This is a genomic window from Ilumatobacter sp. (assembly GCF_041688325.1).
Classification (GTDB): domain Bacteria; phylum Actinomycetota; class Acidimicrobiia; order Acidimicrobiales; family Ilumatobacteraceae; genus Ilumatobacter_A.
Genome location: NZ_JBDNIJ010000125.1, coordinates 21,039 through 34,155, shown reverse-complemented (window position 1 = coordinate 34,155; position 13,117 = coordinate 21,039). Strand labels below are relative to the sequence as shown.

Sequence of the window (13,117 nt, the reverse complement as noted above, 5' to 3'; positions counted from 1 at the left end):
GATAGCTCCATGACCTCGTCGAGGTCTTCGGAGATCAGCAGGATCGCGGCACCTGCGGCACGCTGTTGCAGCAGCCGTTCGTGGATGTACTCGGCAGCACCGATGTCGACACCGCGCGTCGGCTGAGCAACGACCAGGACGTCTGCGTCGCAGCTGAACTCGCGGGCGATGACGACCTTCTGGATGTTGCCACCCGACAGGTTCTTGGTCGGCGTGTCGATGTTCGGTGTCTTGACGCGATATTCGGCGGTGAGGCCTTCGCATCGCTCTGCAATCGCTGACCGATTCAGGAGGCCGTTCTTCGTGTACGGATGAGTCTTGTAGTCGACGAGCATCATGTTCTCGGCGACGGTGAACTCGCCGATCGCGCCGTCGCGCATGCGCTCTTCTGGCACGTACGAGAGGCCCTTGGCGCGTACCTTGCTCGGGCTCGGCGATTGCACCCAGTCGCCGGAGATGTTCACCCCACCACGGGCAATCGGCCGCAAACCGAAGATCGCTTCGGCGAGTTCGCGTTGGCCGTTGCCGGACACGCCGGCAATACCGACGATTTCACCTGCGTGCACGCGGATCGAAAGGTTCTTCACCGCAAGGTTACCGCGGTCGCCGACGACGTCGAGGTCATCAACTGTCAGCTGAGGTTTGCCGACTTCTTGCGGAGGCACGTTTCGAGTGAGTTCGACAGGCCGGCCGACCATCAGCTCGGCGAGCTGCTCACGCGATGACTCGCTCGGGCGGGTGTGGCCAGACACTTTGCCGTTGCGGAGCACGGTGATCTCGTCGGAGAGATCCATCACCTCGTGCAGCTTGTGCGAGATGAAGATCAAGCCTTTGCCATCGTCTTGCATCTGGCGCAACGTGACGAAAAGGTCCTTCACTTCAGGTGGCGTGAGGACCGCCGTCGGCTCATCAAGGACGAGGAGTTCGGCATCGCGGTACAGCGCCTTGAGGATCTCGGCCCGCTGACGTTCGCCGACGGCGAGCTGCCAGATCAGCGCATCGGGGTCGACGTGCAGGCCGTACCGTTCAGATACTTCGGCGAGTCGTTTCTTGACGGGGCCCATCTTGGCCATGCCTCGTTTGCCACCGAGTCCGAGCGCCACGTTCTCAGCAACCGTCAGGGTCGGCACCAGCATGAAGTGCTGGTGGATCATCCCGATCCCCTGACGGATCGCGTCGGTCGGCGAGGTGATCGTGACCGGCGATCCGTTGAGTTCGATCGTTCCCTCATCAGGCGTGTACAGCCCGTAGAGGATCTTCATCAGGGTGCTCTTGCCGGCGCCGTTCTCGCCGAGGAGCGTGTGCACCTGGCCGGGGAGCACCGTCAGATCGACACCATCGTTCGCGACAACGCCAGGGAATCGTTTGGTGATTCCGGTCATCTGCAACATTGGTGTGGTCATCGAGTGCTCCCAGGTCAGATTTCAGTGCTCGGTATTCGTACTCGTGTTCAGGTCACTCGCTGACCGGGACCTCGATGGTGCCGTCGCTGATACCAGCGACGGTTGCCTCAGCGCTGGCCTTGATCGCAGCATCGAGCGGGAAGGCGTCGTTGAACTCAAGTTCGAGCCCACCGTCAGCCACCGAGATCGACAGTGCTTCGCCACCGAGGGTGCCAGCTTGGATCTTGTCGAGCACGTCGTTGAGGAGCTGCTCCCAGTGGTACACGAATGATCCAACAACGACATCTTCACCGAGGCCGGTCTGGTTCGATTGGGACCCGAGCCACGGCACACCCTCCTCGACGGCGACACCGGTCGCACCGACGACCATCTGTGCGGAGCCAGTCAACACATCGGCACCGGCACCAACGAGTGCCTTGGCTGCTTCGGATGCGAGCAGCACATCACTGAAGGAGTCGATGTAGTTGACGTTGACTTTCACATCAGGGTTCTGTGCGGCGACGCCGACAACGAAGCCGTCGATGTAGAGCTTGGCGTCACCCGCTGGTACCGGGCCGACCACACCAATGTTGTTCGATTCGGTGAGCTGTGCGGCCACGACACCATTGACATAGCCCGCTTCACCCGCGTCGACGGAATAGGCAAAGATGTTGTCGATTCCAAAGAAGTCGCTCGACGTGCCAAGCATGAACGACACGTCCGGGAAATCGGTCGCGATCTCCTGGAGCGGACCTCCGTATTGAGTGCCATGCGCAATCACCAGATCGAAACCGTCCTCGGCATACCCGCGAATCGCCGCTGCGGCATCCTCGACAACAAACGTGCCGTCGGTGACCGCGATCTCGATGTCACGGCCTTCGGCAACGCGATTGAGCGAGTCGAACATTGCCTGGGTCCACGCGACGTCGTTGACGGCGCTCGGAGCAACAAGACCGATCTTCATAGGTTCTGCGGTCTCAGCAGCAGGCTCGTCCGTCGGCTCGACGGCGGCGGCATCAGTCTCCGCTGGCGCCTCAGCGACGGGCTCGTCGGCGACGTCATCACTTCCACCACAGCTTGCAGCGACGAGTGCGAGTGCAGTCACCGCTGATGCGATGACTCTGGTTGATGTTGCTTTCATGGTGCTCCCCTTATTGTTGTAATGAAATTGGTGTTTTTGCGTGAGCGACGTATTTGTCACGCCGAACGGTCGAATGGTCGGGTGAGCGCCCCAGGTGCGGCCACCCGGCGACTCACGATCACGAGCACGACGATGGTCAAGACTGCGGGCGCCATCGCCAACAGGCTGGAATTGGCTCCTTCGACGATGCCGAGCGTCTTCAATTGCAACACTGTGGCCTGCACGATGCCAAAGAGCAGCGCGCCCAGCATCACGCCGTACGAACGCCATGCACCGAAGTAGACGAGTGCAATGGCAATGAAGCCCTGACCCGATGTCAGGTTCTGCTGGAAAATTCCGACCTCGAGCGCGAGTGCTGCACCTGCGAGCGAGGCCATAGTGCTTCCAATCAACATGGTGGCGAGGCGAGTCATGTTGACGCTCACCCCGAGCGTGTCCGCGGCCTCCGGCGTTTCGCCGACGGCACGGATGTTCAGACCGAACGTGGTCTTGTTGATCATGAACCAGACGAGGGGTACGAGGGCGAAAGCGAAGTACACCGGCAAGCTGTGCTGGAAGAAGATCTCGCCGACCTTCGGGATGTCGCTGAGCAGCGGAATGTTGACCTCGCCCAAGCCGCGGATCGGCTTCGGGGTACCGACGTTTTTCTGAAAGAGCAGATCCGTGAACCCGAGGCCAAACAGATACATGCCAATGCCGCTGATGCCCTGCTGGGCGTGCATGACCAGCGTGATGAACGCGTAGACCAGTCCCATGATGAGACCGACAACGATCGCACCGAAGATTCCGTAGACGGCGCTGCCTGTTTCGAGGGTGACGTAGTACGCCGAGAACGCACCGAGCAACATGACGCCTTCGACACCGAGGTTGAGCACACCGCTACGTTGGCCGATCGTTTCGCCAAGGCCAGCGAGCAGGAACGGGGTGCCCAATCGGATGCCCGAGGCAAGCGTGGCGACGAGCACCGAGACCGTGAAGAAATCACCCATCGGATGCCTCCCGCCCTGCCGGTCCACGTGCGGGTTCAGGTGGCGGTGATGCGGTGCCGCCGGAACCCTCGCTGCCCACCGCTTCGGCCCACGCCCGGAGGCGAGTCTTCAGCTTGAGGCTGGCGACAACGAACAACACGACGATCCCGTTGAGTGCCACGATCAGAGCAGCCGGAACCTGCAATTCCTGCTGGAGTGCAATGCCGCCTGTGAGCATCCCGCCGAAGAAGAACGACGCCGGGATCACTGCAAGCGGCGAGAGGCCGCCGAACAGCGCTGCGACGATGCCGTTGAAGCCGGCGCTCTGCGTGAACCCCGATGCGCCACCTTCCGCAATCAGACGGTGCGACTCGGAGCCGAAGACCAGCACCGCACCCGCCACGCCGGCACACGCTCCCGAGAACGCAAGGGCCTGAACAATGCTCTTCTTGACCGGCATGCCTGCATAGCGCGAGGCGTTGGCGTTATGGCCGACCGCACGAAGGCGGACGCCGAGCGCCGAACGGAACAACAAGACGTAGCCAAGTACCGCGATCAAAATTGCGATGAGAACACCGAGATGCAGGCGGGTCCCACCGGGTAGCAGCGGGAGGTCAGCGTTTTCGGTCAGACGTTCGGTCTGCTGAATCTTGATCGCGCCCGACGCCTTGTCGGTCAGCAGGTCCTGCAGCAAGAAGCTCAGAAACTGCGCCGCGACAAGGTTCATCATGATCGTGGAGAGGATCTCGTTCACGCCGGCATACGCCTTGAGCGCTCCGGGGATCGCACCCCAGATGCCGCCGCCGACTGCTCCACCGACGAGCACGAGCGGAACGAGCATGATGCGCGGCAGGTCAGGCAGCGCGAGCGCAACCACCGTCGAGGCGATGGCTCCGGCGATGATCTGGCCTTCGCCGCCGATGTTGATGACGCCGGCCCTGAACGCAATGCAGATGCCAACGCCGACCAGCAGCAGCGGCATCGCCTTGATTGACGTGTCGGCAAGTTCGTCCCACCCGCCGAAAGCGCCGTCGATCAACGCCGCGTAACCGGTGATCGGGTTGGCTCCAAGCGCAAGCAACATCACGGCGCCGAGTGACAGCGCAACAACCACGGCTCCCGCAGGAACAGCAAGGCCGACGAGCGGCGCCAGCAGCGAAGCTGCAGTACGTCCGCTCGATATTGGTTCGTCTCGAGCGCTGCCTGAGGCGCGTTCGTCGTGCTTGGTGTTCAATCGGCCCCCAGTTAACTCACTTTGCGTTTCGGGAAGATTAACAAAACGTCAAAGGCGCGATGAAAACCTCGATTTGGTGCAGCTCAGTCGAGTCGCACAGGCAGCCCTTCGGCTGCGTTCAGGAGCGCAATCAGGGTCGGCAGATGCTCGTCGGCACCGCCGCCCGCAGATGCTGTGACTGCGCCGTCAGAACCCAGCAAGAACCTCGGTCCATTGGCGGCATCGAATCGCTCCGAGTCGAGATATAGGCGCGGCTTGATCTCGGCCGGGTCGCCATTCTCCGGGCAAAACGTCAGACAGTTGCCGCACTCATTGCAGAGTTCGCTGAACACGAGGTACTGCTGACGACCCTCGATGTCGGCGAAAATTCCGTCCGGGTCGGCCTCGGCCTTCGGCGTCGGCAGCTTGAAGAAGGCATCGTTTGGACAGACCGTGACACAGAAGTTGCATGCCACACATCCCCACATCTCGAGGTCGTGCTCGACTTCTCGCGGCAACTTTTCGTTGCCTGCCAACTCGTATTTGCCTTTCGACGCACCGAGCACATCGACAAGGTGCTCGGCAGCCGTGTCCCGGTGACCGGCCTCGCGTGCTGCTGCGAGTGCTACTCGACGGAACCCGTCGAGGTCCGTTGCGCCACTTTGCACCACTGCGCCCGTCAGCGCCTTGAGCATCGGAGCGAGACGCCCGTAGCCGCCGGGCTTGAGCAAGTCGGAGCACACACTTGCCGGACGAACCCCCATGGCCACGGCGTCGGCCAGATTCTCCTTGTCAATACCAGCGGAGAAGCTGACCATGATGTCGCCGTCGTGGCCAGGGATCATCAGTTGGCCGGGCAGGGCATCGGCCAGCATGTCGAGTACCGCTGTGGCCAGCACGTGCAACGGCGGACCGGAGAGGTACATCGTCTGGTCGGGCATCCACTGTTTGTGGTTGTCGACGACGAGCGTGTTGGTCAGTTTGATACCGAACCGGTGACCACGATCTTTCGCGTAGGTATTGAGTTCGCCAATCAACGAGATTGCCCGTTCGAGTTGGAGGTCCTCTTCGAATGCCTTCGGCACGAGCTTGACGTCGGCGTAGCCGAGTTCACCGTGCACGATCTCGTCGACGCGATCCGGGCCGAGCAGCGTTGGGTTGAGCTTCACGATCATGTCGAGGTCGTGAGCGTCAATGAGATGCTTGGTGATTTGCTCGATCTCATCCGGCGGGCAACCGTGGAAGGTCGACAGAGTGACCGTGTCAGAAATCGTCGGAGAGAATTCGAGGTCGACGAACTGGGCGAACACGCCACTTGGATCGGCAGCTATCTCAGGGCGGAGGCGTTCGATTTCGGCTGTCGCATCGCGCATCGCGTCGATGAACCCGGCGACCTTCGGTGTTTGGATCCCAGCGAGGTCGTAGCCGACCGACATGTCGAAAACGTGCGGACCTGCGTCGCCCGTCTCGGGGTGTCCGACGTATTCACGGAGCGGTTCCCAGTGACGGAGGATCTCGATAATCATCCACGCCTTGGTGTACTCCTCCACACTCTGTGCGATCAATAATTCCTGGCTCCACTCGATGTTGTAGCCGACCGTCTGCATGTCGATGCAGGGTCGTGCAATCTCAAGTTCGTCGAGCACCTGGACGGTCTTTAACTCAAAGAGACGCGAACCGCCAAGCCACGACAACACGATGTTCTGGGCCATCTGGCTGTGTGGTCCCGCAGCCGGTCCGACCGGCGTTGCTGCCGGTCGTCCGAGAAACTCGAACGACAGATCGACGTCAGGATCGGGCTTCCAGAAGCGCGCCGTCGGCAGGTCGAAGATGCGTTTGCGCGTCTCCCATTCGTGGCCGATTCGGCCGAGCAGCATGCTCAGCGACATCGGTGTGAGCGGCGGTGCATCATGAGCCATGTCAGCACTTTACAAACTGTAAAGACCTGAGTGCAATGTTCTGAACAGCCTGATCATCGGTGCAGTGCATTGAGATAGCTGTACACGGTGATCCGACTGATCCCGACAGCCTCAGACACATCCTCGACTGCGCGCCGCAACACGAAGGCCCCGAGCTCATCAAGACGCCTGATTGCCTGCTGCTTCTCGGGCCGGCTGAGCGTCGGGAGCGGTCTCTGCATCTCTGCTTCGACACGGGCAATGATTCGATCGAGCGAGCCGTGAATCGGCGGGAGCCGGGCGCCGCCGACGACATCGTCACCCCAGACCAGCGGCACATCAGAGCCCTCGACATCACTGGGCCGAACGGACTGCGCGCCCATGGCATCGATGAGCGGCTGCAACGCAGCGATCAGCGGGTGCGGGTCGACCACGTGGAAGATCGTAGAGCGTTGATCATGACACGGCGCCAACGCGCACGACTGTCGATTCAGGCTTCGAGCGCGGCATGCAGGCGGACGGCCTGCTCCGAGGCTTTGGCACGAATCTCGTCGGCGTCAACGCGGGTCGCGACACCATCCCGTAAGGCCGGCTCACCATCGATGTCGACGTCAATCGCACGAATCGTCGGGGTGAACGCGACGTGCCACGGCTCGATCGTCCCGTATGACCAGGTGACTCGATCGTTCTGTGCCTCGGGGAAGAGCTCCCAGCCCCCCTGCAGCCACGACCAGGCCGCATCCGGGCTTGCCTTGACATCGTGATCGCGATGTTTGACGTACGCCAATTGGAACTCAGCGAGCATGTCGGCTCCGATCCCGTCGGTTCCGAGCGCGGTCGGGTTGCTGAACCGGGACGGGTTGGCGTACCCGACCGAGTTGTTCATGTTCGACCGAGGATTGTGCACAATCGTTCCACGCAAGCCGTGATCGTCGGGCAGATGGACGCCGTGGATCAGCATCCAATTGTCACGCGTGAGTTCGCGAATGCGATCCTCAACACCGATGTCGTCCGGCCCCTCGGCCACGTGAATGTGCACACCGACGCCGTGCTTGTCTGCCAACGCAGCGGCCGCCGCAAGCGAGTCGTCGGAACACGTGAACGCGGCGTGCACCCCGACCATTCCCTTGCGCATGCCATCTCCGGGTGTCACAAACTCCTGGAGGTACCGGTCGTTCTCGGCCAACCCGAGCGCGGCGCCTTCGACGCCATGCCGGTCGGTGACGCCATAGCACGTGTTGATCCGCACCCCGACCTCGTTAACGGCTTCGGCGATGACCGACAGCGATCCTTCGATGGCGTTCGGTGATTCGTGATGGTCAATGATCGCCGTCGTGCCCGCTTCGAGTGCTTCGAGTGCACCGAGTTTTGCCGACCATTCGATCATGTCGAGATCGAGCGCCATGTCGAGCCGCCACCAAACGTTCTCGAGAATCCCGAGGAAGTTCGATGGCGTCGCCGGCGGGGCGGGCATACCCCGCGCGAGCGACGAGTAGAGGTGGTGATGCGCGCAGACGAGGCCGGACGTGCTCCCCCGTGACTGGCTCATCTCAGGTCCAGGCGCTTGCGCGCTCGCGGTTACTTTCATTGATCATCGGGAGCTCGTTGTGCCACGTACCGGAGTGCTGACGGAGCGCAGCAGCCACAGCGCCAGCTGTCGGCACGAGCCCGATTTCACCAACGCCCTTAATGCCGTAAGGCGAGTTGGGCTGAGCCGCTTCGACCAGAATCACATCGACGGTCGGCATATCTTTCGGCCGGATGATGTCGAGTGACTTCAGCGTCGTGTTGGTCGGACGGCCAGTCTCGTCACAAGGGAATCCTTCGGTCATCGCGTAGCCCAGACCCATGTGCACGGAGCCTTCGATCTGGCCTTCGCAGAGCATCGGGTTGACGGCACGACCAACGTCGTGTGCGGCCGTAATGTTTTCCACCGTTCCATCCTCGGCGAGCACGACGACCTGCGCCGCGTAACCGAACGTAGAGTGGATAATCGGGTTCTCGATCGGTTTACCAGCTGCCTTCGCAGCGGCAATCTCACCAAGTGAGCTGGTCCAGTCGACTCGGTATTCTCCCTCGTAGTCGACACCGACTTCGCGACCGCCAGCGATGGCTGCTTCGCAAGCCGCCTTGACCGAGCCAGCGCCCATCAGGGTGCCTCGGCTGCCCGTGGTCTGACCGGCACCGAGCTCGCGTGTCGAGTCGACGATCACGTCGATCTGCTCCGCTTCGATGCCGAGTTCCTCGATGGCAACCTGCATGACAACGGTGTGGATGCCCTGGCCCATCTCGGTCCAGCAGTGACGGATCTCGACACGGCCGTCTGCTCGGAAGTGCACGACAGCCTTAGCGATCTCCTTGAAGCCGTTGCCGAGGCCAGAGTTCTTCAACCCGAGGCCCAGGCCGACCGACTTACCAGCAGCGACAGCAGCGTCGTACGCAGGCTTGACAGCGTCGAGGCACTGACGTGCGCCCTTGCAACCGTCGTCCATGACTTGGCCGGGGCCCCACGTGTCGCCGGGCATCACGACGTTGCGGTCGCGGATCTCCCAACCGGAGATGCCGACCTGCTCAGCCAACCGATCAAGCACGCCCTCCATCGCGAACTGCGCTTGGTTGGCACCGAACCCGCGGAATGCTCCGCACACCGAGTTATTGGTGCGAGCTGCGATGGCTTCGACGTCGACGTTGCCCACGGCGTACGGACCGGTTGCGTGACCGGCCGCCCGTTCGAGCACCTTCATGCCCACTGATGCGTACGGACCGGAGTCGCCAATCATGCGAACCTTGATGGCTGTGAGCTTGCCATCAGCATCGCAACCGGCGTCGTACTGCATACGAATCGGGTGGCGCTTCGGGTGCATCAGCAGCGACTCTTCGCGCGACAGCGTGATCTTGACCGGCGCTTCGAGATGCCATGCCGCGAGCGCCGTGTGCGCCTGGTTCGACATGTCTTCCTTGCCACCGAACGCGCCGCCGTTGGAGACAAGTTCGGTCGTCACACGGCTGGTGTCAATGTCGAGCATCGCGGCGATGTCATTGCGATCGTCCCAGATTCCCTGGCCACCGGAGTACACGTACAGACCCGGTTCACCCTCGCCCACGCCCGCACCCGCGCCGACTCGCGTCGGCACAGCGAGCGTCGATTCTGGTTCGAGGAATGCATGCTCGATGCGTTGTGTCTGGAAGGTCTCCGACACAGTGAACGACGACGATGCGAGGGCGGCGTCGGCGTCGCCGCGGGTGTACGTGGACGTCGACAGGATGTTTCCGTCAAGCTCCCACACTGCCGGCTCGGACGAGTTGATCACGCGGACCGGATCGACCATTGGTTCGTGCACTTCGTATTCGACCGCCACGAGTTCGGCGGCGGCACGCGCGATTTGTCGAGTGTCGGCAACGACGACTGCAAGCACATCACCGAGGTAGGAGGTGCGTCCACCGACCGGAATCATGATCGGCCAGTCCTTGTGAATGATTCCGACGCGCTTCACACCAGGGATGTCTGCAGCCGTGAAGACACCGCGCACACCATCGACGGCAAGTGCCGCTGATGCGTCGATCGACGTGATGTCAGCGCGGGCGTGATCGGCCAGACGGAGTGCCCCGTGGAGACAGCCCTCCGGGTTCATGTCGTCGATGAAGTCGCGAATGCCGATCGACAGCTCGCGGCCTTCGTACTTGATGCCGCGTGATCCAACGCCACGCGGCTGGACCACAACAGGAATGTTGTCCTGGGCCAATGCTTCGACGGCGTCGAGGACCTTGATGTAGCCGGTGCAGCGGCAGAGATGGGCACCCAGGTGGCGCGATGCCTGCTCGCGAGTCAGGTCGGCACCGTTCTTGTCGATCAGTGCCTTCGTTCGGACAACGATGCCCGGTGTGCAGAAGCCGCACTGCAGGGCGCCGCATGCAGCGAATGCATCGGCCATCCGCTGCACCTCTGCCGGGTCGAACCCTTCGAGCGTCGTGACTTCTCCTCCGTCGATCTTCTCCATCGATGTCTGGCACGAGACACGCGCCTTGCCGCCTATGAGCACGGTGCAGCAACCGCACTGGCCCGTCGGGGAGCACCCGTCTTTCGCCGACGTGATACCGAGTTCATCGCGGAGTGCCGCCAACAAATGCGGGTGGTCGTCGCGGGCCGTGACCTGCTCGCCGTTGAGGACAAATTTGCTCATGAGATAACTCCGTCTTGCTTCGTCGAGCCGGGCGCAATTGCACCCTTCTGTGCCGTGATTCGTGTGTAGACCTCTGGGCGTCGGTAGCGCTCGAAGTCGAACAATGTCTCTTTGTATTGCTTGCACCAGTCGAGGTCGCACCGGGCGGTGACCAGTTCGTCGCCGATCGTCACGGCCTGCGCAACGATCTGGCCAGATGGCGCAATGATCGCCGACTGAGCGAGCGACTCGACACCCTCTTCAATGCCGCCTTTGGCAACACCGACGACCCACGTGCCGTTCTGGTACGCGCCAGCCTGCATCACCAGATGGTTGTGGAACCCGGCGAGCGCGTTCTGCGTAGGGTCAGGGGCATAGAACATCGGCGTGTTGTAGCCGATCATCACCAGCTCGACGCCCTGCAATCCCATGACGCGGTAGGTCTCGGGCCAACGCCGGTCGTTACAGGTGGCCATGCCGACGACACCGTCGAACGCTTCGAAGACCGGAAAGCCCTCGTTGGACTCTTCGAAGTACCGCCGCTCCAGATGCTGAAACTGGCGCCACGGCTCGTGCGCTTCATGGCCAGGGATGTGGACCTTGCGGAACCGACCGACGATCGTGCCATCGCGTTCGACCAGGATCGTCGTGTTGAAACGATGGACCACACCGTCATCGTCAGGCTCGGTGAGTTCGGCGAACCCGAGGCTGAAACCGACACCGAGTCGCTTGGCCTCGTCGAACAGCGGCTGCGTTTCCGGGCCCGGCATCGAGCGCTCGTAGTACGAGTCGAGCTCGGTCGTGTCGCCCGAGATGTTCGACGCGTCCCCCTCATCGAGGTACCAGCGCGGGAAGAAGGTCGTGAGCGCCAACTCGGGAAAGACCACCAACTCGCAGCCGGCCACAGCGCCTTGCTGCAGCAAGTCGATCAGGCGCGAAACGACCGTCGCACGCGGTTCGTCGCGGGCAATAGGGCCAAGTTGGGCAGCGCCGACATTGAGATAGCGGGGCATCAGAAGTCTGTTTCTGCAAGGGCGAGCATCGTTCGGAGCAGCACGTTGGTGCCCGCTTCGAGGTCCGCTGGTTCGGTGTATTCCGTGACGTTGTGGCTGATGCCATTGACGCTCTTGGTGAAGATCATCGCCGTCGGGCACACCCGAGCGAACATTTGAGCATCGTGACCGGCTCCTGAGGGCATCCGACGATGCGTGAGCCCAGCCGCCTCAGCGGACTGCTCGACGATATCGATGACACGTGGGTCGAAGTCGACCGGCTCGAAGCGGGCGAGTGTGCGGGTCTGCACACCGACGCCCTCGCGCTCAGCTGCCTGGGCGACGAAGCCGCGAAACTTGGTCTCGGCCAGCTGCAACACTTCTTCGTTGGTGTTTCGGAGGTCAACGGTCATCGTGGCCACCGACGGCACGACGTTGACGAGATTCGGGATGAGGTCAATTGCCCCGACCGTGCCGACCTGCGGTTCACCGAATTCGCCCGTCAGATCGCGTACGAAGGTCACAATCTTTGATGCGACGTAGGCGGGGTCGTGGCGGAGACGCATCGGCGTCGTGCCGGCGTGACACGATTGTCCGTTCAACGTCAGCTCGGTCCAGGAGATGCCCTGCACACCCTCGACGACGCCAATCGTGATGTCTTCGTCTTCGAGGACCGGTCCCTGCTCGATGTGGAGTTCAACAAACGCATGCGGCGTGGGCCCGGGAAGAGGTGCCGGACCCGAGTAGCCGATTCGGTCAAGTTCTTTGCCGACAACGGCACCGTCACGGTCTTGGATGAGCAGCGCGTCTTCGAGCGACAGACCGCCGACGTACACCAGGCTGCCCAGCATGTCCGGCTGGAAACGGGCGCCCTCTTCGTTGGTGAAGAACCCGACGGCGAGTGGCCGGTCGAGTTCGAGGCCGGCCGCAATGACTGTTTCGATGACTTCGAGGCCGGCGAGTACCCCGAGGTTGCCGTCGTACTTACCGCCTGTTCCAACCGTGTCGATGTGTGAACCGGTCATCACCGGTGGGGTGCCAGCCGCGAACCCGGGCATCGTCGCGATCACGTTGCCGATGCCGTCGATCGTGATGTCAAGGCCGAGATCACGCATCCAGGTAACGACCAGGTCGCGGCCGCTCAGGTCTTCGTCGGTCAACGCGAGCCGGGCACACCCGGTCGTTCCCGGAATCGCACCGATCTCGCCGAGTGCCTCGATGCGCGCCACCAATCGCTTGGGGTCAATCGACAATTCTCGAGACGCGCTGTTGTTCACTCTTCCGACAATAACAAAAATGCTTTACAAAACGTCAAGGATCGCTCGGGTTCATTGTGCATTCACCGTTCCGACATGGCGCACGG

General features: G+C 62.0%; 10 protein-coding genes. All 10 read right to left on the bottom strand.

Features of this window, described 5'->3' with window-relative positions:
- Nucleotides 1-1,403 (bottom strand): ABC transporter ATP-binding protein (locus ACH2EI_RS08435; RefSeq protein ID WP_395159697.1); only part of this gene is annotated, 1,403 nt, incomplete at its 3' end.
- Between the two features lie 52 nt (nucleotides 1,404-1,455).
- Entirely contained in the window at nucleotides 1,456-2,523 is a 1,068-nt protein-coding gene (locus ACH2EI_RS08430; RefSeq protein ID WP_395152557.1) for a BMP family protein, read from the bottom strand.
- Between the two features lie 56 nt (nucleotides 2,524-2,579).
- Nucleotides 2,580-3,512, bottom strand: a complete 933-nt coding sequence (locus ACH2EI_RS08425; RefSeq protein WP_395152558.1) for an ABC transporter permease — start codon at nucleotides 3,510-3,512, stop codon at nucleotides 2,580-2,582.
- A complete protein-coding gene (locus ACH2EI_RS08420) occupies nucleotides 3,505-4,725 on the bottom strand; it encodes an ABC transporter permease (RefSeq protein WP_395152559.1) in 1,221 nt (406 codons plus the stop codon). The genes ACH2EI_RS08425 and ACH2EI_RS08420 overlap by 8 nt, the downstream gene beginning before the upstream one ends.
- An 83-nt stretch (nucleotides 4,726-4,808) precedes the next feature.
- Nucleotides 4,809-6,623 carry a 4Fe-4S dicluster domain-containing protein gene (locus ACH2EI_RS08415; RefSeq protein WP_395159695.1) on the bottom strand — a complete coding sequence of 605 codons (1,815 nt, stop codon included), beginning with the start codon at nucleotides 6,621-6,623 and terminating at the stop codon, nucleotides 4,809-4,811.
- Nucleotides 6,624-6,676: 53 nt separating this feature from the next.
- Nucleotides 6,677-7,036 carry a helix-turn-helix domain-containing protein gene (locus ACH2EI_RS08410; protein WP_395152561.1) on the bottom strand — a complete coding sequence of 120 codons (360 nt, stop codon included), beginning with the start codon at nucleotides 7,034-7,036 and terminating at the stop codon, nucleotides 6,677-6,679.
- 56 nt (nucleotides 7,037-7,092) lie between these two features.
- Nucleotides 7,093-8,151, bottom strand: coding sequence for an amidohydrolase family protein (locus ACH2EI_RS08405; RefSeq protein ID WP_395152562.1), 1,059 nt, complete (start codon nucleotides 8,149-8,151; stop codon nucleotides 7,093-7,095).
- 1 nt (nucleotide 8,152) lies between these two features.
- Nucleotides 8,153-10,783 (bottom strand): molybdopterin-dependent oxidoreductase, encoded by a 2,631-nt coding sequence (locus ACH2EI_RS08400; protein ID WP_395152563.1) that lies wholly within the window; start codon nucleotides 10,781-10,783, stop codon nucleotides 8,153-8,155.
- Nucleotides 10,780-11,775, bottom strand: coding sequence for an N-carbamoyl-D-amino-acid hydrolase (locus tag ACH2EI_RS08395; RefSeq protein WP_395152564.1), 996 nt, complete (start codon nucleotides 11,773-11,775; stop codon nucleotides 10,780-10,782). The genes ACH2EI_RS08400 and ACH2EI_RS08395 overlap by 4 nt, the downstream gene beginning before the upstream one ends.
- The gene (locus tag ACH2EI_RS08390; protein WP_395152565.1) at nucleotides 11,775-13,031 is read right to left on the bottom strand and encodes a Zn-dependent hydrolase; all 1,257 of its coding nucleotides are present in this window, start codon (nucleotides 13,029-13,031) and stop codon (nucleotides 11,775-11,777) included. Before ACH2EI_RS08390 ends, ACH2EI_RS08395 begins: the two co-directional genes overlap by 1 nt.
- Nucleotides 13,032-13,117: the final 86 nt, after the last annotated feature.

Coding starts and splice junctions, on each gene's coding strand:
- ACH2EI_RS08415 (WP_395159695.1), bottom strand. CDS start 6,623: ATGGCTCATGATGCACCGCCGCTCACACCGATGTCGCTGAGCATGCTG.
- ACH2EI_RS08400 (WP_395152563.1), bottom strand. CDS start 10,783: ATGAGCAAATTTGTCCTCAACGGCGAGCAGGTCACGGCCCGCGACGAC.
- ACH2EI_RS08425 (WP_395152558.1), bottom strand. CDS start 3,512: ATGGGTGATTTCTTCACGGTCTCGGTGCTCGTCGCCACGCTTGCCTCG.
- ACH2EI_RS08430 (WP_395152557.1), bottom strand. CDS start 2,523: ATGAAAGCAACATCAACCAGAGTCATCGCATCAGCGGTGACTGCACTC.
- ACH2EI_RS08405 (WP_395152562.1), bottom strand. CDS start 8,151: ATGAGCCAGTCACGGGGGAGCACGTCCGGCCTCGTCTGCGCGCATCAC.
- ACH2EI_RS08395 (WP_395152564.1), bottom strand. CDS start 11,775: ATGCCCCGCTATCTCAATGTCGGCGCTGCCCAACTTGGCCCTATTGCC.